22 protein-coding genes and 1 other RNA gene are annotated in these 22,403 nt (G+C 58.3%); 10 read left to right on the top strand and 13 right to left on the bottom strand.

What is annotated here, in order from left to right; genetic code table 11:
* The first annotated feature begins 139 nt into the window (after window positions 1–139).
* Window positions 140–1,282 (top strand): DegT/DnrJ/EryC1/StrS family aminotransferase, encoded by a 1,143-nt coding sequence (locus tag ACIQYF_RS00380; protein ID WP_402855222.1) that lies wholly within the window; start codon window positions 140–142, stop codon window positions 1,280–1,282.
* Window positions 1,283–1,390: 108 nt separating this feature from the next.
* Here ACIQYF_RS00380 and gcvH read toward each other — a convergent pair whose 3' ends face one another.
* The 8 genes from gcvH to ACIQYF_RS00340 form a co-directional block, all read right to left on the bottom strand.
* Window positions 1,391–1,774, bottom strand: a complete 384-nt coding sequence (gene gcvH, locus ACIQYF_RS00375; RefSeq protein ID WP_402855219.1) for a glycine cleavage system protein GcvH — start codon at window positions 1,772–1,774, stop codon at window positions 1,391–1,393.
* A 61-nt stretch (window positions 1,775–1,835) separates the two neighbouring features.
* Window positions 1,836–2,918: a glycine cleavage system aminomethyltransferase GcvT gene (gcvT, locus tag ACIQYF_RS00370; protein ID WP_402855216.1), complete on the bottom strand. Its 1,083-nt coding sequence runs from the start codon at window positions 2,916–2,918 to the stop codon at window positions 1,836–1,838.
* Between the two features lie 156 nt (window positions 2,919–3,074).
* Window positions 3,075–4,691, bottom strand: a complete 1,617-nt coding sequence (locus tag ACIQYF_RS00365) for an ABC transporter permease (RefSeq protein WP_402855213.1) — start codon at window positions 4,689–4,691, stop codon at window positions 3,075–3,077.
* A 162-nt stretch (window positions 4,692–4,853) separates the two neighbouring features.
* A complete protein-coding gene (locus ACIQYF_RS00360; protein WP_402855210.1) occupies window positions 4,854–5,855 on the bottom strand; it encodes an extracellular solute-binding protein in 1,002 nt (333 codons plus the stop codon).
* A 151-nt stretch (window positions 5,856–6,006) separates the two neighbouring features.
* Window positions 6,007–7,224 (bottom strand): 2-octaprenyl-3-methyl-6-methoxy-1,4-benzoquinol hydroxylase, encoded by a 1,218-nt coding sequence (locus tag ACIQYF_RS00355; protein ID WP_402856154.1) that lies wholly within the window; start codon window positions 7,222–7,224, stop codon window positions 6,007–6,009.
* Between the two features lie 87 nt (window positions 7,225–7,311).
* Complete coding sequence (gene ubiH, locus ACIQYF_RS00350) at window positions 7,312–8,499, bottom strand: 2-octaprenyl-6-methoxyphenyl hydroxylase (protein ID WP_402855208.1); 1,188 nt, start codon at window positions 8,497–8,499, stop codon at window positions 7,312–7,314.
* On the bottom strand, window positions 8,496–9,830 hold the full coding sequence (gene pepP, locus ACIQYF_RS00345; RefSeq protein WP_402855205.1) for a Xaa-Pro aminopeptidase: 1,335 nt from the start codon (window positions 9,828–9,830) through the stop codon (window positions 8,496–8,498). Before pepP ends, ubiH begins: the two co-directional genes overlap by 4 nt.
* A gap of 29 nt (window positions 9,831–9,859) precedes the next feature.
* Window positions 9,860–10,423: a YecA family protein gene (locus tag ACIQYF_RS00340; RefSeq protein WP_402855202.1), complete on the bottom strand. Its 564-nt coding sequence runs from the start codon at window positions 10,421–10,423 to the stop codon at window positions 9,860–9,862.
* Between the two features lie 134 nt (window positions 10,424–10,557).
* On the opposite strand from ACIQYF_RS00340, the gene ACIQYF_RS00335 reads away from it, so the two are divergent.
* The 4 genes from ACIQYF_RS00335 to ACIQYF_RS00320 all read left to right on the top strand — a co-directional run bounded on the left by ACIQYF_RS00335 (window position 10,558) and on the right by ACIQYF_RS00320 (window position 11,988).
* Window positions 10,558–10,767, top strand: coding sequence for a TIGR02449 family protein (locus ACIQYF_RS00335; RefSeq protein WP_019408406.1), 210 nt, complete (start codon window positions 10,558–10,560; stop codon window positions 10,765–10,767).
* On the top strand, window positions 10,764–11,081 hold the full coding sequence (locus tag ACIQYF_RS00330) for a cell division protein ZapA (RefSeq protein WP_402855197.1): 318 nt from the start codon (window positions 10,764–10,766) through the stop codon (window positions 11,079–11,081). The genes ACIQYF_RS00335 and ACIQYF_RS00330 overlap by 4 nt, the downstream gene beginning before the upstream one ends.
* Before the next feature lie 31 nt (window positions 11,082–11,112).
* A non-coding RNA gene (gene ssrS, locus ACIQYF_RS00325) (6S RNA) lies at window positions 11,113–11,290 on the top strand.
* A 92-nt stretch (window positions 11,291–11,382) separates the two neighbouring features.
* On the top strand, window positions 11,383–11,988 hold the full coding sequence (locus ACIQYF_RS00320) for a 5-formyltetrahydrofolate cyclo-ligase (RefSeq protein WP_402855194.1): 606 nt from the start codon (window positions 11,383–11,385) through the stop codon (window positions 11,986–11,988).
* 45 nt (window positions 11,989–12,033) lie between these two features.
* Here the strand turns inward: ACIQYF_RS00320 and ACIQYF_RS00315 are convergent, their stop codons facing one another.
* Window positions 12,034–12,183: a hypothetical protein gene (locus ACIQYF_RS00315; protein ID WP_322236117.1), complete on the bottom strand. Its 150-nt coding sequence runs from the start codon at window positions 12,181–12,183 to the stop codon at window positions 12,034–12,036.
* 197 nt (window positions 12,184–12,380) lie between these two features.
* On the opposite strand from ACIQYF_RS00315, the gene ACIQYF_RS00310 reads away from it, so the two are divergent.
* The 4 genes from ACIQYF_RS00310 (at window position 12,381) to ACIQYF_RS00295 (ending at window position 17,846) form a co-directional block, all read left to right on the top strand.
* On the top strand, window positions 12,381–12,830 hold the full coding sequence (locus ACIQYF_RS00310) for an EVE domain-containing protein (RefSeq protein WP_402855190.1): 450 nt from the start codon (window positions 12,381–12,383) through the stop codon (window positions 12,828–12,830).
* A 209-nt stretch (window positions 12,831–13,039) separates the two neighbouring features.
* Window positions 13,040–14,005 carry an HlyD family secretion protein gene (locus ACIQYF_RS00305; RefSeq protein ID WP_402855187.1) on the top strand — a complete coding sequence of 322 codons (966 nt, stop codon included), beginning with the start codon at window positions 13,040–13,042 and terminating at the stop codon, window positions 14,003–14,005.
* Complete coding sequence (gene rbbA / locus ACIQYF_RS00300) at window positions 14,002–16,728, top strand: ribosome-associated ATPase/putative transporter RbbA (RefSeq protein WP_402855184.1); 2,727 nt, start codon at window positions 14,002–14,004, stop codon at window positions 16,726–16,728. The genes ACIQYF_RS00305 and rbbA overlap by 4 nt, the downstream gene beginning before the upstream one ends.
* Window positions 16,728–17,846 carry an ABC transporter permease gene (locus tag ACIQYF_RS00295; RefSeq protein WP_402855182.1) on the top strand — a complete coding sequence of 373 codons (1,119 nt, stop codon included), beginning with the start codon at window positions 16,728–16,730 and terminating at the stop codon, window positions 17,844–17,846. The genes rbbA and ACIQYF_RS00295 overlap by 1 nt, the downstream gene beginning before the upstream one ends.
* A 52-nt stretch (window positions 17,847–17,898) precedes the next feature.
* Here the strand turns inward: ACIQYF_RS00295 and ACIQYF_RS00290 are convergent, their stop codons facing one another.
* A complete protein-coding gene (locus tag ACIQYF_RS00290) occupies window positions 17,899–18,303 on the bottom strand; it encodes a flagellar basal body-associated protein FliL (protein WP_402855179.1) in 405 nt (134 codons plus the stop codon).
* Window positions 18,304–18,404: 101 nt separating this feature from the next.
* Window positions 18,405–19,061 carry a gamma-glutamylcyclotransferase gene (locus tag ACIQYF_RS00285; RefSeq protein ID WP_402855176.1) on the bottom strand — a complete coding sequence of 219 codons (657 nt, stop codon included), beginning with the start codon at window positions 19,059–19,061 and terminating at the stop codon, window positions 18,405–18,407.
* Window positions 19,062–19,280: 219 nt separating this feature from the next.
* On the opposite strand from ACIQYF_RS00285, the gene ACIQYF_RS00280 reads away from it, so the two are divergent.
* Complete coding sequence (locus ACIQYF_RS00280; protein ID WP_402855173.1) at window positions 19,281–19,763, top strand: sn-glycerol-3-phosphate transporter; 483 nt, start codon at window positions 19,281–19,283, stop codon at window positions 19,761–19,763.
* A 122-nt stretch (window positions 19,764–19,885) separates the two neighbouring features.
* Here the strand turns inward: ACIQYF_RS00280 and ACIQYF_RS00275 are convergent, their stop codons facing one another.
* Window positions 19,886–20,854, bottom strand: a complete 969-nt coding sequence (locus tag ACIQYF_RS00275; RefSeq protein ID WP_402855170.1) for a CDP-6-deoxy-delta-3,4-glucoseen reductase — start codon at window positions 20,852–20,854, stop codon at window positions 19,886–19,888.
* The gene (gene ubiD / locus ACIQYF_RS00270; protein WP_402855167.1) at window positions 20,854–22,320 is read right to left on the bottom strand and encodes a 4-hydroxy-3-polyprenylbenzoate decarboxylase; all 1,467 of its coding nucleotides are present in this window, start codon (window positions 22,318–22,320) and stop codon (window positions 20,854–20,856) included. The genes ACIQYF_RS00275 and ubiD overlap by 1 nt, the downstream gene beginning before the upstream one ends.
* Between the last annotated feature and the right edge of the window lie 83 nt (window positions 22,321–22,403).

Raw genomic sequence — 22,403 nt, 5'->3', positions numbered from 1 at the left:
CCATCGCAGCCTGCGGCAGAGGCTACAGGTGAGGGCTTTATACTTTTCTATTCAGCTCCTATACAGAAAATTCACCTGATGTGAGCCATGCTCTGGGTATGCTTTACTCACCCAAAATCACATCGGACGTCTAGCCTCTATGAGCTCTCTGCCTTTCCTGCCGTTTTCCAAACCCACTATTGATGAAGCCACCATTGCTGCCGTGGGCGACGTGTTGCGCTCGGGCTGGATCACCAGCGGGCCAAAGGTTCAGGCGTTCGAAGCGCAATTGTCCGAGTATTTCGGCGGGCGCCCGGTGCGTACCTTCAACTCCGGTACCTGCACCATGGAAATCGCCCTGCGCATTGCGGGCGTCGGTGCTGGCGATGAAGTCATCACCACGCCTATTTCGTGGGTAGCCACGGCCAACGTGATCATTGAAGTCGGCGCCACGCCGGTGTTTGCCGATATTGACCCGGTCACCCGCAATATTGATCTGGCCAAGCTCGAGGCCGCGATCACACCTCGCACCAAGGCCATTATTCCGGTGTACCTGTCGGGCTTGCCGGTGGACATGGATGCGCTCTACGCGCTGGCTAAAAAGCACAACCTGCGCGTGGTTGAAGACGCCGCTCAAGCCCTGGGGTCGAGCTGGCAAGGGCAGCGCATCGGCGCTCGCGGTGATTTTGTTTCCTTCAGTTTTCAGGCCAACAAGAACGTTACCTCGTCTGAGGGCGGTTGCCTGGTGCTGAACAATGAAGAAGAGGCGCGCCTGGCCGAGAAGTATCGCCTACAAGGCGTTACCCGCACTGGCTTTGACGGGCTGGATGTCGACGTGCTGGGTGGCAAGTTCAACATGACCGACATTGCCGCTGCCATTGGCCTGGGCCAGTTTGCGCATATTGAAGCGATTACTGCCCATCGGCGGGAGTTGGCTCACTATTATTTCGAGTGCTTCGGCCCGGACTTCGAAGCCCAATACGGCGCGCAATTGCCTGTGGCGGACTTCAACAACACCAACTGGCATTTGTTCCAACTGGTACTGCCAGAGCGCAAAGACGGCGAGCCTGCCCGTGCAACCTTTATGAAAGAGATGCAGGCGCTGGGCGTCGGTGTGGGTTATCACTACCCGCCGATTCACTTGCTGAGCTTGTACCGCGCGCGGGGCTTCAAGGAAGGGATGTTTCCGGTTGCCGAACGTGTCGGACGTTTAATCGTGTCGCTGCCAATGTTCACGGCAATGACCAAGGCCGATGTAGAGCGCTCTGTGGCGGCGGTTAAAGCGGTGCTGAAAGACGCTTAACCCTTTGCAGCCGCTGTCGAAGGCTGCGTAGCGGCACCAAGGACCGAAAAAGCGAAGGTCCTTCGGCCCTTATCGCAGCCCGCGCCAGCGGCTACATGTTCCGAGAGGTTACTCGCCGATGGCGGCTTTGTAGCCAGCAGCATCCAGCAGTTTTTCCAGCTCTGCGGTGTTGCCTGGCTTGAGCTTGAAAATCCAGCTGTCATACGGTTTTTCGTTCAGGTCTTCCGGGCTGTCACCCAGCGCTTCATTGACCGCAATCACTTCGCCCGATACCGGCGAGTAAATATCCGAAGCCGCTTTTACCGACTCAACCACGCCTGCCGCATCGCCAGCAGCGAACACTTTGCCAACCTCTGGCAGTTCAACAAACACCACGTCTCCCAGTGCTTCTTGAGCGTGATCGCTGATACCTACGGTAATCGTGCCATCCGCATCCAGACGTGCCCACTCGTGACTTTCAGCAAAGCGCAACTCAGCAGGGATCAGGCTCATATTCAGTGTCCTCAGAAGAAAAGTCAGCGGCTCACACCGTGTGCGAGCCTGCCAGTAAACGTTAGATCAAGGCTTTGCCAAGACGAACAAAAGTCGGTTTAACCACGCGAACCGGGTACCACTTGCCACGAATTTCAACCTCGGCACGGTCAGCCGTGGCCATTGGAACTCGCGCCAAAGCAATCGATTTGCTTAGCGTAGGAGAGAAACTACCACTGGTTATCTCTCCTTCGCCAACATCAGCTATACGAACGACCTGATGAGCACGTAGGACGCCTCGCTCTTCGAGCACCAAACCCACCAGTTTGAGCCGCGAACCATTGGCTTTTTCGGCCTCAAGTGCTTCACGCCCAATGAACTTGCGCGAGGCAGGTTCCCAGGCAATGGTCCAGGCCATGTTGGCTGAAAGTGGCGAGACTGACAGGTGAATATCCTGCCCGTAGAGATTCATGCCGGCTTCCAGGCGCAAGGTATCGCGCGCGCCCAAACCGATAGGGGAAATACCGGCGCCGACCAGATCGTTAAAGAACCCAGGGGCTTGATCGGCCGGGAGCAGAATTTCCAGGCCATCTTCACCGGTGTAGCCGGTGCGGGCGATAAACCAGTCACCGCTGGTCTGCCCTTCAAAGGGCTTGAGTTGCTGAATAAGCTGGCTGCGCGCATGGCTCACCAACTCAGCCACTTTTTGTCGTGCCTGCGGGCCTTGAATGGCCAGCAGTGCCAACTCGGGGCGCTCTTGCAACTGCACGGCATAACCTTGCATCTGGGCGTTCATCCAGGCCAGATCCTGGTCACGGGTGGCAGCATTGACGACCAGCCGATAACCCGTCGGCATCAGATAGACGATCATGTCGTCGACCACACCGCCGTTTTCGTTGAGCATCGCGCTGTAAAGTGCACGGCCGGGAGTGTTCAGACGGTCGACATCGTTAGCCAATAAATGCTGTAGCCATTCCTTGGCTTGATCCCCGGTGACATCTATCACGGTCATATGCGAGACATCAAAAACCCCACAGTCGCGGCGCACCTCATGGTGTTCCTCAACTTGCGATCCGTAATGCAAGGGCATATCCCAACCGCCAAAATCGACCATTTTCGCGCCTAGGGCGAGATGCAGGTCGTACAGAGGCGTACGCTGTCCCATGGGTTTCTCCTTCCGGGCTTGGCGAAGGTGCGGACAGGCTTGTGCAACACTTCAGACCATTAAAAGAGGTCTTGCTGTGTTTAACAAAAAACCTGGCCTGACAGACAGTCCGCACCGAATGCCGCGCATTGTAGCCGTATGCAGGAGGACTGACACCTAGCTGTTGCGATAGGCCGAGCGACGAATCAAGCCGATGACCGGTAGCAAGCCGACCAGAACCAAGGTCAATGCAGGCAGGGAAGCTCGCGCCCATTCACCTTCACTGGTCATTTCAAAGATCCGTACCGCCAGCGTATCCCAGCCGAAAGGCCGCATCAGCAGCGTAGCGGGCATCTCTTTGAGCACATCGACAAACACCAGCAGCGCTGCGCTCAATGTGCCCGGCAGTAATAACGGCAGATACACTTTGAAAAACAGTCGCGGCCCACTCACACCCAAACTGCGCGCCGCCTCAGGCAAGGAAGGCCGAATGCGCGCCAGGCTATTTTCCAATGGGCCGTAAGCCACTGCGATAAAGCGCACCAAATACGCCAGCAACAGGGCTGACAAGCTACCCAGCAAAAGCGGCTTGCCCGCACCACCCAACCAACCCGACAAGGGGATCACCAGTTCGCGGTCCAGATAGCTGAAAGCCAGCATGATCGACACCGCCAACACCGAGCCCGGCAAGGCGTAGCCGAGGTTGGCCAGGCTGACCCCGGCGCGGATCGCTGGCGTCGGCGCCTGACGTCGAGCAAACGCCAGCACCAGCGCCACACACACGGTGATCAGCGCGGCCATGCTGCCCAAATACAGGGTGTGCAGAATTAACCCGGCGTAACGCTCATCCAGATCAAAACGCCCACGCTGCCAGAACCACACCACCAGTTGCAGCATCGGAATAACGAACGCACAGGCAAACACCAGCAGGCACCAGCCGCTGGCCAGCCACGCCTGGGGGCCACGCAAGTGATACAAGGCCTTGACTCGCGGCCGCTCGTTGCTGGCACGGCTGGCACCGCGGGCCCGACGCTCGCCGTAGAGCACGAGCATCACCACCAGCAACAACAAGCTCGCTAACTGAGCGGCAGTCGACAGGCTGAAAAAGCCGTACCAGGTTTTGTAGATCGCGGTGGTGAAGGTGTCGAAGTTGAACACCGACACGGCGCCAAAATCAGCCAGTGTTTCCATGAGTGCCAGTGCAACACCGGCGCCGATGGCCGGGCGGGCCATGGGCAATGCGACACGCCAAAAAGCCTGCCACGGGCTTTGACCCAGCACGCGGGCAGCTTCCATCAGGCCTTTGCCTTGCGCCAAAAAGGCGGTGCGCGCCAGCAAGTACACGTAGGGGTAAAACACCAGAATCAGCACGATGATCACGCCGCCAGTCGAGCGTACGCGCGGCAGTCGCAGGCCCATACCAAGCCATTCCCGCAGCAGGGTTTGCACCGGCCCGGCAAAGTCCAGCAGGCCAACAAAAACAAACGCCAGCACATAGGCTGGAATCGCAAACGGTAGCATCAGCGCCCAATCCAGCCAGCGCCTGCCGGGGAATTCGCAAAGGCTGGTGAGCCACGCCAGACTGACCCCGAGCAGTGTCACACCGACGCCGACGCCGACGATCAGCGTCAGTGTATTGCCCAGCAGACGGGGCATCTGCGTGTCCCACAGGTGACTCCATATCTGGGCATCGATACTTTGCCAGGACAGCAGCAAAACGCTCAGCGGCAACAGCACCAGAGCGGCAATGACAAAGACCAGCGGATACCAGCGGCGTTGGGCAGGATGGGCCACGAAAAACTCTCGGAAAGCGGGTGCAGTGATACAGAAACTATGTAGCCGCTGGCGCAGGCTGCGATGGGTTGCGCAGCGGCCCCGCTCTTTCAAGCACAAAGGTCCTGCGGCCCTTATCGCAATCTGCGGCAGCGGCTAAAAAAGCAATGCGTGGTGTTTTTATCAGTTCCAGCCGGCACGGTCCATCATGCGGATCGCTTCAGCCTGGCGCTTGCCTGCGACTTCAACCGGCAATTCGTCGGCTTTGAAGTCACCCCAACTGGCCACTTCGGCAGACGGCGCAACGCTTGGGTTGGCCGGAAACTCTTGGTTAGTGCCGGCAAAAATCGCCTGGGCTTCAGGGGTGGTCATCCACTCCACCAGCGCTTTGGCGGCTTCAGGGTGCGGGGCGTATTGGGTCAGGCCGATGCCCGACAAGTTGACGTGAACACCACGATCGGCCTGGTTCGGCCAGAACAGTTTGACTGCCAGATCCGGCTTCTGCTTGTGCAGGCGGCCGTAGTAGTAGGTGTTGACGATGCCCACGTCACACTGCCCGGCATTGATCGCTTCAAGCACCGCGATGTCATCGGAGAACACGTCAGTGGACAGGTTGTTCACCCAGCCCTTGAGAATTTCTTCGGTTTTTTGCGGGCCATTCACTTCGATCATGGTGGCGGTCAGCGACTGGTTGTAGACCTTCTTCGCCGTGCGCAGGCACAAGCGGCCTTCCCACTTCTTGTCAGCCAGCGCTTCGTAGGTCGACAACTCGTCTGGCTTAACGCGGTCAGTGGCGTACGCAATGGTACGTGCGCGCAGGCTCAGGCCTGTCCACTCGTGGGAAGAGGAGCGGTATTGCGGCGGGATGTTTTTATCGATCACATCAGACTTGAGCGGCTGCAAGATGCCCATTTGCTCGGCTTGCCACAGGTTCCCCGCATCCACGGTCAGCAACAGGTCGGCTGTGGCGTTTTGCCCTTCCGCCTTGATGCGCTGCATGAGCGGCGCTTCCTTGTCGGTGATGAACTTGACCTTAACCCCGGTTTTAGCGGTATAGGCGTCAAAAACCGGCTTGATCAGTTCGTCGATACGCGAGGAATAAACCACCACTTCATCGGCAGCAAAAACGCTGCTCCCGAACAGGGTAAGGGCCAGGGCAGTCAGTAGACGCTTGGGTACCAGCATGGAGGGCGGTCTCTCTAATGCGAATCGGGCGTAAATGGTAGTGAATCACATTTGCCATCTCAACCGAACTCGCCCCGGAGGCGTTACCAGATGTTGCAGGTTACGAAAAAATAAACCTGTCGCCGCTGCCATAGGCTGCGGCTACAGATATTCAAGCCTTGGCCAGCGGCGGCAGATCGCCGGTGAGGCCCAGCGCCTGGCGCACAAACAGCGCTTTGGCTTCGGGCATTTGGTTGACCCATTTCAAGCCGGTGTTGCGCACCCATCGCGCTGTCAGCGAGTCGGACTGGAACAATCGCTCAAAGCCCTCCATTGCCGCCATCAGCGCCAGGTTATGGGGCATGCGGCGCCGTTCAAAACGGCTCAGTACCCGCACATCGGCCAAGCGCTCGCCGCGGTCAGTCGCGTGCAGCAACACATCGGCCAACACCGCCGCATCGAGCAAGCCCAGGTTCACACCCTGCCCCGCCAACGGGTGAATGGTGTGCGCCGCATCGCCGATCAATGCCAGACCTTCAGCCACGTAACGTTTGGCGTGACGTTGACGCAGTGGCACGCGCACGCGAGGGTCGGCACTGAGCACGTCGCCCAAACGGCCTTCAAAGGCGAATTCCAGCTCGCGGCAAAATGCCTCGTCATCCAGCGCCATCAACTTCTCAGCTTGCTCCGGAGTGGTCGACCAGACGATGGAACACCAGTCTTGCTGCCCTTCACGCTCCAGCGGTAGAAACGCCAGCGGCCCGTGATCGGTAAAACGCTGCCAGGCGGTCTGCAGATGCGCCTGCGCGCAACGCACGCTCGTGACGATGGCATGATGCTGATAATCCCACTCGCGGGTCTCACAGCCGGTCAGGCGGCGCACTGCTGAGTTGGCGCCGTCGGCTGCAATCACCAGCGGTGCACGCAACGTACGGCCATCCGCCAGGGTCAGCAGCCAGTCGTCACCCGAGCGGCGCATTTGTTCCAGACGCGCGTTGGCCAGCATCTGGGTATCGGTGCCTTGCAAGCACTCCAGCAAGGCGTCCTGCACCACGCGATTTTCAACGATGTGACCCAGCACTTCGGCATGCACGCTGGCCGCCGAGAAATGGATGTGCCCGGTGCCGCTGCCGTCCCACACGTGCATGTGCGAATACGGGCTGATACGCCGCGAACGGATGCCGTCCCAAGCGCCGAGGCGTTGCAGAATACGTTGGCTGGCGGCCGACAAGGCGCTGACCCGAGGTTCAAACGGATCCTGGACGGTAAAGGGTTTGACACTGAGCGGGCTGCCGTCGAGCAGCAGAATGTTCAGCCCACTGTCTTTGAGCGCCAGCGCCAAGGCGCTTCCGACCATTCCGGCCCCGACAACCAATAGATCTGCGCGCATTTCCATGCTTTAAGCCTGTCTCGCTAGCGGCCAGGGCCGCATTTAAAAAATGGATCGACACGGGACGACAATACGTCCCGGCCGCTATCAGCTGTCTGCGCGCGTGCCCAGGCCCATGGCCTGACGGGCAAACCAGCGCTTGGCCGCAGGCAATAAATCGAGGCCCAGCAAGCCCACGTTGCGGCCAAACGAAATCAACGTTTGATCACTGCCAAAGAGCCGGGTCACTTGATCCGAAAAACCAATCGTCAGGTGTTGATCCACTTGCTGACGCTGTTGATAACTGAGCAGCGTGGCCAGATCGCCGGGCTTTTTGTTGCTCGAGAGCAAGGCATCGGCCAAGGCTTGGGCGTCACGCAGGGACAGGTTGAAACCCTGACCGGCAATCGGGTGCAAGCTGTGCGCCGCGTTCCCCAACACCACCAGATGCGGGCGTACCTGCTCTTGGGCTTCAATCAACGTAAGTGGGTACAAGTGCCGAGCGCCCACCTGCTTGAAGGTACCGAGGCGATAGCCGAACACGCCCTGCAACTCGCTGAGAAAGCTGCGTTCATCCAAAGCCGCAAGACGCTGGGCGTCCATGCCGAGGCGAGTCCAGACCAGCGCACAACGGTTATCAGGCAGCGGCAACAAAGCCATCGGCCCTTCGTCGGTAAAGCGCTCGAAGGCCATGCCGTCATGGGCCTGGCTGGTGGTGACATTGGCGATTAATGCGCTTTGATCGTAAGGCCGTTTGCTCACATGGATGCCCAACTGCTCGCGCAATCCGGAGCGTCCGCCATCGGCCAATATCGCCAGGTCGCAATCGAGCGTGGTTTCATCATTGAGGGTCAGGCGATAACCCGCCTCAATCGGCTGCATGTGGATAACTTCAGCCGGGCAACGCCAGCTGATCACATCCGGGTCCAGACCTTTCCACAGGCATTGCCCAAGCCAGGCGTTTTCGACCACATAACCCAGTGCGGGCACGCCCTCCTCGCTGGCCGACAATCGTGCCGTGGAGAAACGCCCACGGTCGGACACGTGAATGTCCTTGATCGGCTCGCCCCGCTCGGCAATCGCTTGCCACACACCCAGACGCTCATAAATAAGCCGGGCGCCATAGCTCAGTGCCGACGAACGAGCATCGTAGCTCGGCTGATAGGTGTTGCCGGGCGCAAAAGGTTCGATCAGGACGATCTTCCACCCCCGCGCCTTGGCACCGGCCTGTAATGCCAGCGCCAGGCTCGCGCCGACCAGACCGCCACCGATGATCGCCAGATTGATTCGACTCATGCCGCGTTCGCTCGTGCTGCTGCCATCAAGGCTTCAATGTCGGCGACCGTTTTCGGCACGTCGCCGGTCAAAATCTCACAACCGTTCTTGGTGACCAGCACATCGTCCTCAATGCGCACGCCAATACCGCGCCATTTTTTAGCGACGTGCAGGTTGTTCGGGCTGATGTAGATGCCGGGCTCGACGGTCAGCGTCATGCCAGGTTCCAGCACGCGCCACTCACCGCCGACTTTGTATTCACCAACGTCATGCACATCCAGCCCCAGCCAATGGCCAGCACGGTGCATGTAGAAGGGTTTATAGGCTTCGCTGGCGATCAGTTCGTCGACGTCACCCTGCAGCAGCCCCAGCTCAACCAGCCCGGCAGTGATCACCTGAACGGTGATTTCGTGAGCCTGGTTCCAGTGTTTATTGGGCGCGATTTCGGTAAAAGCGGCTTCTTGCGCCGCCAGCACCAATTCGTAAATGGCTTTTTGCTCTGAGGAGAACTTGCCGCTCACGGGGAAGGTACGGCTGATGTCACTGGCATAGCAGTCTATTTCACACCCCGCATCAATCAAGACCAGATCGCCGTCTTTGAGCACGGCGTCGTTTTCCTGATAGTGCAGAATGCAGCTGTTATCACCCGAGGCGACGATTGAGCCATAGGCAGGCATTTTGGCCCCGCTTTTGCGAAATTCGTAATCCAGTTCGGCCTCCAGGCTGTATTCGTGCAGCCCGGCGTGGCTGGCCTGCATCGCACGGATATGCGCACGCGCTGATATTTGCGCCGCGTGGCGCATGACCTTGATCTCTGCCGCCGATTTATACAGGCGCATGTCATGCAGCAGATGATCAAGAGCAACGAATTCGTTTGGCGGCTGGGCGCCGAGGCTGGCCTTGGAACGAATGGTGTTGATCCACTCCATGAGATGACGGTCGAACTCAGGGTTGTTGCCCATCGCCGAGTACACCCGGTCACGGCCTTCAATCAGCCCCGGCAGGATGTCGTCGATGTCGGTAATCGGGAAGGCATCGTCTGCACCAAAGTCGCAGATCGCGCCTTCTTGCCCGGCACGCAAGCCATCCCAGAGCTCACGCTCGGCATTGCGTTCACGACAAAACAGCACGTACTCACCATGCACACGGCCGGGGATCAAGACGATCACCGCCTGCGGCTCGGGAAAACCGCTCAGGTACTGAAAGTTGCTGTCCTGGCGGTACACATATTCGACGTCGCGATTGCGAATGGCCACTGCGGCTGCAGGCAGGATCGCAATGCTGTTGGGCTCCATCTGCGCCATGAGTGCCTTGCGGCGACGTGTGTATTCCGCTTTCGGGATATGGATCATGGGCAGACGGGTTCCTTCTTGAGGGTCAATCAGTGCAACGAAGGCTTGGCAGGTGCTGGTTCAACAGGTTTTTTTGTTTCTGTGAACAACAACAGCGGCGCAACGCGCAGGTATTCCATCACTTCCATGTAGTCACTTTCACCATCATCGGACTCTTCCAAGGCGTCTTGCACCTGGGAAATCGCCGCCAGGTCTTGCAGGACTTCTTTGCCTTCAGTGCTCAAGGCATTGTCGCGATAGTTCAGGCCAAAACCGGCCAGAAAGCCCTGGCACCATTGGCCCAGCGCAATGGCACGCTCGGTCAGCGGCGCGTCATCGGTTGGCAACAGCAGCACGACCGTCATGTCATCGCCGGTCAGCTCGCCTTTGACCATTTCTTGCAAACCGATCAAGGCATTGCGTACGTTGTCGCTGATTTCATTTTCGCTTTGGAACAGCTCGGCCGCGTCAGCTAACCAGCCATCGTGGTCGAAGCCAGCGCCAGCAGCGCTGCGGCCCAACAACAGGCCATGCAATTCTGCAGGCGAAACATGATGGCCGCTGGTAGTCAGCAGGGTGGCAAAGGCTTGATACGGAGAGTTCTGAATAGGCATGGTCAGCTAGGCGCCAAGCGGCGCTATGTCTAGAATGGAGGCCTTGTATCCTAGCATCGGCAGACGGGCTAGACCATCGAGGCGTCAACTCGGTTGACAGTCGCCATCCATCAGAAAATACACAGTAGGACACAATGGAAGACACCGACCTGCATGCACTGATGGCTAGACTCGAGTTGCTGATTACGCGAGTCGAGCAACTTAAACGTCAAAACGGACTCTTAGTAGCTCAGGAAAAGACTTGGCGCGAGGAACGCGCGCACCTCATTGAAAAAAACGAAATCGCCCGGCACAAGGTGGAATCGATGATTTCGCGTCTCAAAGCCCTGGAGCAAGACTCATGAGTACAAGCAGTAGCGTCACCGTACACATCCTCGATAAAGAGTATTCGATCATGTGTCCCCAGGAAGAACGCGCCAACCTGGTGAGCGCCGCCCGTTATCTGGACGGCAAAATGCGCGAAATTCGCAGCAGCGGCAAAGTGATTGGTGCCGACCGCATCGCCGTGATGGCTGCCCTAAACATTACCCACGACCTGCTGCACAAGCAGGAAGTGCCTGAGGTACAGACCAGCAACGCGACGCGCGAACAAGTGCGCGACCTGCTGGATCGAGTCGATTTGGTGCTCGCCACTGATCCGAACGAACGTCAAAGCTGATTCAAAACGTTTCTTTGGGGTATACTCGCGCCACTCCCTGGAGTATTCGCCAGTTAGCGATGTCCCTGAGCCGATTCGCACTACCCTGGAGCTTGCACGTTGGACCGGTGTGCATGTCCGCTAGACGGAAAGCCTTAAGGTCTACTGCAACTTCCACCTTGAACTTTCGGGTTCAAGGGCCAAGCCGACAGCGGTACGTCGGGGAGCCTGATTTTCTAGCGCAATGCCAGTCTCTTTCTGCTGGCATTGGCTTTCTACGAGCCAACCGCCCGGTGAGCTCGATCTCGAACAGCATGCCATCATGACCGAACCTGCGACGCCTACCCGCCCGCAACTTCGCCGACTGCTGCGCAAGGCCCGCCGCGAATTGTCGCCCAGCGAGCAACGCCAGGCAGCTCGTGGCCTGTATCGCCAATTAGCGCAACACCCGCTGTTTCGCCGCGCCAAGCACATTTCGTTGTATCTGCCCACGGACGGTGAAATCGATCCGCGCCTGCTGCTGCGTGAAGCTCAGCGTAGGGGCAAGATCACCTACCTGCCGGTGCTCAGTGCCTGGCCCAGAACCAAGATGGTGTTCCAGCGTATTGCCCCGGGCGAAAAGCTGATCCCCAACCGCTTCCGTATTCTTGAGCCACGCATCAACCGCGCGCGTCAACGCAAGGTCTGGGCACTCGACCTGGTGTTGTTGCCGTTGGTGGGATTTGATGCGACCGGTGGCCGGCTTGGTATGGGCGGCGGCTTTTATGACCGCAGTCTGGCGTATCAGGCGCGGCGCCAAAGCTGGCGCAAACCGACGCTGCTGGGGCTGGCCCATGAATGTCAAAAAGTCGAGAGTCTGGCGCAAGCCAGTTGGGATGTTGGGTTACACGGCACGGTCTCGGACAAACAGTGGTACGTCGCCCACTGAGTACCAAGGCATCACTGTTGAAGCGATGCCTGAGTTCATAAACACTTAGCGTTTAAAGGGTTGTACTTGCTGTTGTGCCAGTTCAATCGGCGCATCGCTGGAGTTTGACCAGAGGCTTTGCGCATAACCCGTTGTAACCACGCCCAAACCGAACAAAATAACCAAAACCCACAGTAAATCCGGTTTGCGTTTCATCGATTGCCCCCCTTCAAGCAAATCAACACGATGACAGCAACGGTTTTTGTTATAGGCCGTGCAGCAGCGTCAAGCTTAAAAGCCCGGCATTCTGAGGCAACACGAACGGACACGCAAACGCTGGTTTCAACCGACTGTCGGTTTATCAAAATGTTGCCCGACAAAATAACCACGTCATGTTTCAGGAGTAAAAAAAAATGGCCTATTGGTTGATGAAATCCGAGCCTGACGAGTTCTCGATCAAGGATTTGCAGAAGGTGGGCGAAGCGCGCTGGGACGGTGTTCGCAACTATCAGGCGCGCAACTTCATGCGTGCCATGGCGGTGGGCGATGAGTTCTTCTTTTATCACTCCAGTTGCCCCCAGCCGGGCATTGCCGGGGTTGGCCGCATCATTCAGGCCGCCTACCCGGACCCGACCGCGCTCGACCCTGAAAGCCATTATTTCGACCCCAAGGCCAGCGCCGAGAAAAATCCGTGGAGTGCACTGCAAGTGGCGCACGTGCAAACCTTTCCCACCGTCATCAAGCTCGACTACCTGAAACAACAAAGCGCATTGGCTCAAATGCCGCTGGTGCAAAAAGGCAGTCGCTTGTCAGTCATGCCCGTGACCGCTGAAGAATGGGCGGTGGTGATGGGTTTGCTATAAGCCTGCCTGTAGCCGCTGCCGCTGGCTGCGTTAAGGACCGAAGGGCCTTCAAAATCTTAAGGCTGCTACGCACTCCATCGCAGCCTGCGGCAGCGGCTACAGGCAACATTCAGTATTAGCGTCTACGCTCTGGTCTTCCTTTGACTGGTATCAAGTGCCCTGCGCCTTGAAACGGTCAAGATAGAGTGCTCTGTGACCAGGATGTCGGCATGTCGAAGAACCATCGCATTTCCCATTATTTCGTTATCCCGTTGGCTATCCTGCTGGTCGCGGCAGGCGGATTTGGTTACTGGAAATCCCAGCATGACCGTCTCCCCGAAGGGATCAGTATGGGTAATGGTCGACTTGAGTCCACAGAAGTCCAGATCGCCGCCAAGATCCCTGGCCGCCTGGCCGAGGTGCTGGTCGACGAAGGCGATCGCGTGACCAAGGGCCAACTCTTGGCCCGCATGGACACCCGCACCCTGGAAGCCAGCCGCGCCCAAGCAGAAGCTGAAGTGCAACGCGCCCGCCAGGCGATGGCCGCCAACGAGGCGAATGTGCAATTGCGCCAAAGTGAAAAACTGCTGGCCAGCCAAGAGCTAAAACGCACCCGCCAACTGTCACAGCGCGGTTTTGCCAGCGGCCAGCAAGTCGATCAGCAACAGGCACAATTCGACACCCGCAATGCAGCCGTGACCGCAGCTCAGGCACAAGTGGCTGCCGCCAAAGCGGCCATTGTTTCCAGCCAGGCACAGGTCGCGCAACTCACCAGCGAAATCGAAGACAGCAGCCTGCGAGCACCTATCAACGGGATCATACAACTGCGCTTGGCTGAGCCGGGTGAAGTGCTGGGCTCTGGTGGCCGGGTCTTTATGATGATCGACCCCGGCGACCAATACATGAACCTGTACTTGCCTGCCTCAGTGGTTGGCAAACTGACGGTCGGTGCGCAGGCGCGCATCGTGCTCGACGCCCTGCCCGATACACCACTGCCGGCAAAAATCTCATTTGTTGCGGCCAAATCGCAGTTCACTCCCAAAGAAGTAGAAACCCGTGACGAGCGGCAAAAGTTGGTGTTTCGCGTCAAGCTGCGCCTGACCGACCCGGCGGCTGTGCCACAAGCCAAGCCGGGGATGCCGGGAGCCGGTTATGTGCGAACCGCCGATGTGGACTGGCCGGCTAATCTGCAATGAGCGATCTGGCGCTCAACGCCAGTGGCATCAGCCACCGGTATGGCAAACAACTGGCGCTGATCGACATTGCGTTCAGCCTGCCCAAAGGTACGCGCTGCGGCTTGATTGGTCCGGATGGCGCCGGAAAGTCAAGCCTGCTCGGGCTGATTGCCGGGGTCAAAAAACTTCAACAAGGCACGCTTGAAGTGCTCGGCGGCCCGATTGATAACCGCCACCATCGCAACACGCTGTACCCGCTGATTGCCTTTATGCCCCAAGGCTTGGGCGGCAACCTCTACCCCGAATTGTCGATCAGCGAAAACATCCGGTTTTTCGGCACCCTGTTCGGTCTGTCCAAAGCCGACTGCGAACAGCGTATGGAGCAGTTGCTCAAGGCCACCGACCTGGAGCGTTTCGCGCAGCGCCCGGCGGGCAAGCTGTCGGGCGGCATGAAGCAAAAGCTTGGGCTGTGTTGTGCGCTGATCCACGAACCTGACTTGCTGATTCTCGACGAGCCCACCACCGGCGTTGACCCGCTGTCACGGCGGCGCTTCTGGGAGCTGGTGGACGACGTCCGCAGCCAGCGCCCGCAACTGACGCTGCTGGTGGCCACGGCCTACATGGAAGAGGCCGAGCAATTTGAACACTGCCTGATGCTCGACCGCGGCAAGTTGATTGCTGCCGGGTTAAGCCAGGAACTGGCCGCCGTCACTCCCAACGGCAAGCTGGATGAAGCCTTTACCCACTTTCAGGGCGACACCGGCCACAGTAACGAGCCGCTGGTGATCCCGCCCCGCACCAGCGATAACAGCGACATCGCCATTGAAGCCCACGACCTGACACTTAAATTTGGCGATTTCACGGCCGTGAACAAGGTCAGCTTTGCCATTGGCCGGGGCGAGATTTTCGGCTTTTTGGGCTCCAACGGCTGCGGCAAAACCACCACCATGAAAGTGCTGACCGGTTTGATGCCAGCCACCGAGGGCAGCGCCACACTGCTGGGCAACCCGGTGAACGCCAAAGACCTGGCCACCCGCAAACGCGTCGGCTTTATGTCGCAAAGCTTCTCGCTGTACGGCGAGTTAAGCGTTCGGCAAAACCTGGTATTGCACGCGCAATTATTTGACCTGCCCAAAGAGGACAGCCAGGCGCGTATCGAGGAGCTGATCAAGCGCTTTGACCTGGGTGACGTGGCCGAGCAGCAGTCCGGTGAATTGCCGCTGGGCTTGCGCCAGCGCTTGTCATTGGCGGTGGCAGTGCTGCATCGCCCCGAAGTGCTGATCCTCGACGAACCCACTTCGGGCGTCGACCCGGCGGCGCGCGATGACTTTTGGCGGCTGTTGATCGAACTGTCGCGGGACCAAGGGGTGACGATCTTTCTGTCGACCCACTTCATGAACGAAGCCCAGCGCTGCGACCGCATCTCGCTGATGCACGCGGGCAAAGTCTTGGCCTGCGACACGCCCGATGCGCTGCAACAACAATTCAAGGGCGACACGCTGGAGGCGGCGTTCGTGACCTGTCTGGAGCAGGCGCAAAACGATCAGGGCGCCCCCCCTTCTCCTGAAACCGTCGCCACACCGGTAGCAAACGCCCCACCGCCGCCAAGTAAAAGCGGTTTTAGTCTGTCTCGATTGATCGCGGTGGCCAGCCGTGAATCCAAAGAGCTGTTACGCGACAAGGTGCGCATGGCCTTCGCCCTTTTAGGCGCAGTGTTCATGATGATTATTTTTGGCTACGGCATTTCTCTGGATGTCGAAAATCTCGCCTTTGCCGTGTACGACCAAGACCAAAGCCCGCAAAGCCGGGCCTACCTTGAAGCCTTTCGCAGTTCACGTTACTTCGAAGAGCACGCGCCGATCCAAAGCGCCGATGAATTACACAAACGCCTGCAGCGTTCTGAAATCAAAATCGCACTGGAGATCCCCCCGGGCTTTGGCCGTGATTTGTATGCCGGACGTCAGCCCACCGTCGCGGCCTGGCTTGATGGCGGCATGCCATTTCGCGCAGAGACCAGCCGCAGCTATGTGCAGGCCGTGCATCAAGCCAACCTTGAGCAGTTGAGTGCCCTGAGCAGCCTGGCACAGAACAAACAAGCCGCCGCCAAGCTCGAAACCCGCTTTCGCTACAACCAGGACGTGATCAGCGTGAATGCCATCGGCCCCGGCGTGATGGCGCTGATTCTCGCGTTTATCCCGGCGATGCTCACCGCCCTAGGCATCGTGCGTGAAAAGGAGTTGGGGTCGATCACCAACTTCTACGCCACCCCGCTGACCCGGCTGGAATTTTTACTGGGCAAACAGGCACCCTATCTGGCTGTCAGCCTGGTCAACCTGGCTTTGCTGGTGGCCATGAACCGCTGGCTGTTTGGCGTGCCGTTCAAAGGCAGCGGCCTCACGCTGGCATTGGGGGGCGTGCTGTATGTGCTGTCGACCACCAGCATGGGCCTGCTGATTTCCGCGTTCACCCGCACCCAGATCGCGGCCATTTTGGGCACCATGATCATCACCAGCCTGCCGACCATTCAGTTCTCGGGGCTGATTGTTCCGCGCTCATCGCTCGAAGGCTCTGCGGCATTGATGGGCATGCTGTTCCCGGCCGGGCACTTCCTCGACATTGCCGTGGGCACCTTCACCAAAGCGTTGGACCTGCGCCAGTTGTGGCCACAATGCCTGGCGCTGTTCGGATTCTTCATCGCCTTCACTGGCCTGAGCCTGATCATGCTCAAGAAGCAGGAGGTCTGATGCATAAGCTCTCGCACATCCTGCGTCTGGGTCTCAAAGAGCTCACCAGCTTGCGCCACGACAGCGTGCTGCTGCTGTTTTTGCTGTACGCCTTTACGGTGGCGATTTACATGCCAGCGGCGGGCTCCATCATTGGCGTGCACAATGCCAGCGTCGCCATCATTGATGAAGACCACAGCGCCCTGTCGCGCAAACTCAGCGAATCACTGCTGCCGCCGGAGTTTAAAACCCCGCAAACCTTGCCCTATGACCAACTGGATCAGGCCATGGACAACGGCGAGTACACGTTCGTGATCAACGTGCCGGCTAATTTCCAGGCTGACTTACTGGCAGGACGCGAACCCGCTGTGCAGGTCAACGTCGACGCCACCGCCATGAGCCAGGCTTTTATGGGGGCGGGGTATATCGGGCAGATTTTCCAGCGTGAATTGCTCGATTATGCCGGGCAAGGCGGCGCAGCTGCAAAAGCGCCAGCACTGGTCAGCAGCCGAGCGCTGTTCAACCCGAACCTGGAAGGCGGCTGGTTTTTGGCGGTGATCCAGATCGTCAACAACATCACCATTTTGGCCATCGTGCTGACGGGGACCGCACTGCTGCGTGAACGCGAGCACGGCACCCTCGACCACTTGTTGGTCCTGCCGCTCACGGCACTGGAAATCATGCTCGCGAAAATCTGGAGCAACATGCTGGTGGTCGTGCTGTGCACCTGGGTATCGCTGGAAGTCATCGTCAAATGGGCGCTCGGCGTACCGCTGGCCGGTTCCTTGACGCTGTTTTTGATGGTCACCGCCCTGTACTTGTTTGCCAGTACGGCGCTGGGGATCTTCCTCGCGACGCTGGCACGCTCAACGCCGCAGTTTGGCCTGTTGGCGATTCCGGTGATCATTCCGATGCTCTTACTCTCAGGCGGCAGCACACCGCTGGACAGCATGCCCGAATGGCTGCAATGGGTAATGCAATGCTCGCCCTCAACTCACTTTGTAAGCTTGAGCGCGGCCATTCTATTTAGGGGTGCAGGGGTTGAAGTGGTGTGGCCGGACTTGTTGGCACTGGCGGCCATCGGGCTGGTGTTCTTTACCGTCGCGCTGGCGCGGTTCCGCAAGAGTTTGGCATCGTAAACCACACCCTGCGAAACCCAGTAGACGCTGCCGAGGCACGAAGGCTGTGTGTTTACTGAACAATCAAATTGTTGAACAGCACGTCTTCCACCATCGGCTTGCCAGTCTCGTCGTTCATCACTTGCTGGACTTGCTTCAGGGCTTCTTGGCGCAGCTTTTCTTTGGCCTCGACGCTGCCCAGGCTTTCGCTGGTTTGCTGGGTAAACAAGCTCACCAATTGGTTACGGATCAACGCATCATTGGCTTTAACGGCTTTGACCGCTTCGGCTCCCGTCACACGCAATGAAATATCCGCCTTGTAGACTTTGAGCTTCGCGCTGCCGTCCAGGCCATAATTACCCACAAACGGTGGGCTCAAGGTGATGTAGCTGACCTTTGCCGCGCTATCTTCGGCTTCTTCAGCCGTCGCCATCATTGGCATGGCCAGAGCCAGCATCAATACGATCCACGCTTTCACAATTCGCTCCTTTGTCCGGTTTGGCGGCAAGCATACGGGGCAGCTCGCGCGTCTCTCTACCGTTATCGGCCAGCGTGTGAAAAGCCGTAGGTCTGCCGGCTTTACTGACTCGATGCGCAGCGCTTGAGCCGCGCTTCCAGGTTGCGGTCTGGCATGGCGTGGTTTCGCAGGGCGCTGACGGTCTGTTCGACGTAATCACGGGTGGTCCCGTAACGCCCGCTGGCGCTGGCCAACACCTGGCTGAGTACGCCGTCGGGCAGGTTGCCCGCATAGCTGGGCAGATGCCTTTCCAGTACAAAACCCAACGCTTGAACCTGGCTACCGTCTTCGAGTCGGCAAGTCAGCCAGTGCGGCCGATAGGAGGGGACGGGCATTTCACGCAGCCACAAAGCATTGAGCGCTGCTTCAAGGTTGTCTTCGGGCAGGCGATACGCAAAGCCGCTGCACGAACCACCCCGATCAAGTCCAAATACCAGACCCGGCAATTGCGGGGTGCCGCGGTGCTCGTGGGACCACAAATACAGCCCGCGATGATAGCCATAGACCCGACCACGCACGCGCTCAACCGCTGAACACTCAGGGCGCCAAATCAACGAGCCATAAGCGAACAACCAGACTGGGCCGCCTTGATGGCACGCCATGGTGGCTTGCAAGGATTGTTTGAGTTGCTCAGGGGTCAGGGGCGCCCCAAGATCGAGTCGCGGAGGATAAGACACGTTTAAACAAACAGATTCGGGAGTAGTTATCAAAGAAGGCATGGAGTCCTACAGGCATTACATGCTGCAAACTAAAAAATAACGTCAAGAATCTTATAGCACTAAAAATGAAATGGCCCGTGCTGCAAGACGTATGGCAGACGACTGGGTACTCATGTCTAAACTCAGTGCTATAACAAGATTTGGTTCAGCCGACTAACAGAAACAGGTCTGTATAGTCGTTCGCCCTACGCGCTTTACCCTGACAACAGAGGCCCATTAATGAAATGCTTCGGGATCTGCGGTCTGCTGTTATTGGCTCAAGCCAGCTCAGCGATGGCACAGGACAACACGCAACAAAATAAAGATGAAGGCTTCTGGTACTTGCAAACCAGTGTCTATACACGGCATTTTTCCCCAGATCCTGATCACAACAACAATCAAGACCTTATCGGCATTGAGCGCAATGATGGCTCTGGTTGGTTAGTGGGCGGCGCCACTTTTCGCAACTCATTTCGCCAACGCGCGTATTACGCCTATGCAGGTAAACGCTTTGATAGCGACACTTATCCGGTGTATTTAAAGTTGACGGCAGGGCTGCTGGAAGGCTACCACGGCAAATATCAGGACAAGATCCCACTCAACCGCTTCGGCGTGGCCCCAGTGATTATCCCCTCGGTGGGGACTCATTACGGCCCTGTGGCCGCCGAGCTGGTGCTGCTCGGTTTCAATGCCGCAATGATTACCACGGGGCTGCGTTTCTGATTTCGTGGCAGCCTGGCTTGCCAGCGATGCAGGCGATGCGATTTATCGGGAAAACCGCGTCGATTCCATCGCGGGCAAGCCCGCCCGCCCCCACGAAGATTTAAAGCGTCTACAGGGTTACTTCAAGGCCGTGGCGCGTAGGCAAACACGTCGGCGCGCATTTGGTGCGCGTCCATGCCTGCTTCAACCAAGGCGTCAAGGGTGCCGTAAATCATGGCAGGCGAACCGCTGGCGTACACGTGGACGGCGCTAAGGTCACTGATGTCTTCGCACACGGCTTCATGCAACAGCCCGCAACGCCCTTCCCAGCCGCACAAATCACTCACAACTTTATGCAGGAACAGGTTAGGAATCTGCTCCCAGGCATCCCACTCTTCCAGCGCGTAAAAATCTTCAGGGCGACGTACACCCCAGTACAAATGCACGGGGTGCGCAAAACCTTTCGCACGGCAGTGCTCGATCAGGCTGTGCATCTGCGCCATGCCGGTGCCCGCGGCGATCAGTACCAACGGTCCGTCCGGCAATTCAGACAAATGCGTGTCGCCAAACGGCAGTTCCAGGCGGACCATTTTGTTACGCTGAAGCTGTTCGATCAGGCTGCGGGCGCTGTCTTCACGTACCAGCACATGCAGCTCAAGGTCACGCCCCGAGTGCGGCGCGCTGGCCAGCGAGAAGGCCGATTTCTCGCCGTTTTCACGCTCCAGCATCACGTATTGCCCCGCGTGGTAACGCGGCGCCTTACCCGCAGGGGCACGCAAGCGCACCCGCCACACATCGCCACCCAACTCGACACATTCATCCAACTGACACACCAGACTACGCACCGGTAATTCTCCCAACGCAAGCACGCCATCCCACAACACCACACAGTCTTCAAGCGGTGCCGCCAGGCAGGTATAGACCTCACCGTGGTCACGTATCGCTCCCGCCTGCTCCACCTGGCCCTCAACCAGCAAGGCCGCACACACATGGCAATTACCATTGCGGCAGCTTTGCGGGCATTCATAGCCCAGGCGCTGCGCCGCATCCAGAATCCGCTCGCCAGGCAAGGTTTCCAACACGGCGCCTGAAGGCTGCAAGGTTACACGCATCAATCTATTCCTAATTGATTCCAGATGTCATCGATACGGCGAGTGACCGCTTCATCCTTGACGATGACCCGACCCCACTCACGGGTGGTCTCACCCGGCCACTTGTTGGTTGCATCCAGACCCATCTTCGACCCAAGGCCTGACACCGGCGAGGCAAAATCAAGATAGTCGATTGGCGTGTTGTCGATCATCACTGTGTCGCGCTTGGGGTCCATGCGCGTGGTGATAGCCCAGATCACGTCGTTCCAATCGCGAGCGTTGATGTCGTCGTCAGTCACGATAACGAATTTGGTGTACATGAATTGGCGCAAAAACGACCACACACCCAGCATTACGCGCTTGGCGTGTCCCGGGTACTGCTTTTTCATGGTCACGATGGCCATGCGGTACGAGCAGCCTTCGGGCGGCAAGTAGAAGTCGGTGATTTCCGGGAACTGCTTTTGCAGAATCGGCACAAACACTTCGTTGAGTGCCACACCCAAAATCGCCGGCTCATCCGGTGGACGGCCGGTGTAGGTGCTGTGATAGATCGGCTTGATCCGGTGTGTGATGCGCTCGACGGTGAACACCGGGAAGCTGTCGACTTCGTTGTAGTAACCGGTGTGATCGCCATACGGACCTTCGGGAGCCATTTCGCCGGGGTGAATCACGCCCTCAAGGATGATTTCAGCCGTAGCGGGCACTTGCAGGTCATTGCCACGGCACTTCACCAGTTCAGTACGGTTGCCGCGCAGCAGGCCTGCGAAGGCGTATTCGGACAGGCTGTCTGGCACCGGAGTCACGGCACCCAAAATGGTTGCCGGGTCGGCACCCAGCGCCACCGATACCGGGAACGGTTGGCCAGGGTGTTTTTCGCACCAATCACGATAGTCCAGCGCGCCGCCACGGTGGCTCAGCCAGCGCATGATGACTTTGTTGCGGCCAATGACTTGCTGGCGATATATGCCCAGGTTCTGGCGGTCCTTGTTTGGACCTTTGGTCACGGTCAGGCCCCACGTGATCAGGGGCGCCACGTCACCGGGCCAGCAATGCTGAACCGGCAACATGCCAAGGTCGACGTCGTCGCCTTCAATCACGACTTCCTGGCACACCGCGTCTTTGACGACTTTCGGGGCCATGGAAATGATTTTGCGGAAAATCGGCAGCTTCGACCACGCGTCTTTCAGGCCTTTAGGCGGCTCAGGTTCTTTGAGGAACGCCAAAAGCTTGCCGATTTCACGCAGCTCGCTGACCGCCTCGGCACCCATGCCCAAGGCCACGCGCTCAGGCGTGCCGAACAGGTTGCCAAGCACGGGGATGTCGTGACCTATCGGGTTTTCAAACAGTAAAGCCGGGCCTTTGGCGCGCAAAGTGCGGTCGCAGATTTCGGTCATTTCCAGCTTGGGAGACACCGGAACCTGGATGCGCTTGAGTTCGCCGCGCTTTTCCAGGCCGCTGATAAAGTCGCGTAAGTCGCGGTACTGCATGCTTGAGCCTCATGTTGGCCGTGGCGTTGGGGCAACGAGTGTAGCGCCCAAGCCGCGTGTTCAGAAGGGAGAGCTGCCCAAAT

Origin of the sequence: Pseudomonas sp. NPDC096917, from assembly GCF_044762555.1 — a bacterium.
Classification (GTDB): domain Bacteria; phylum Pseudomonadota; class Gammaproteobacteria; order Pseudomonadales; family Pseudomonadaceae; genus Aquipseudomonas.
The sequence above is the reverse complement of the archived record's forward strand: the minus strand, read 5'-3'. Positions and strand labels throughout refer to the sequence as shown.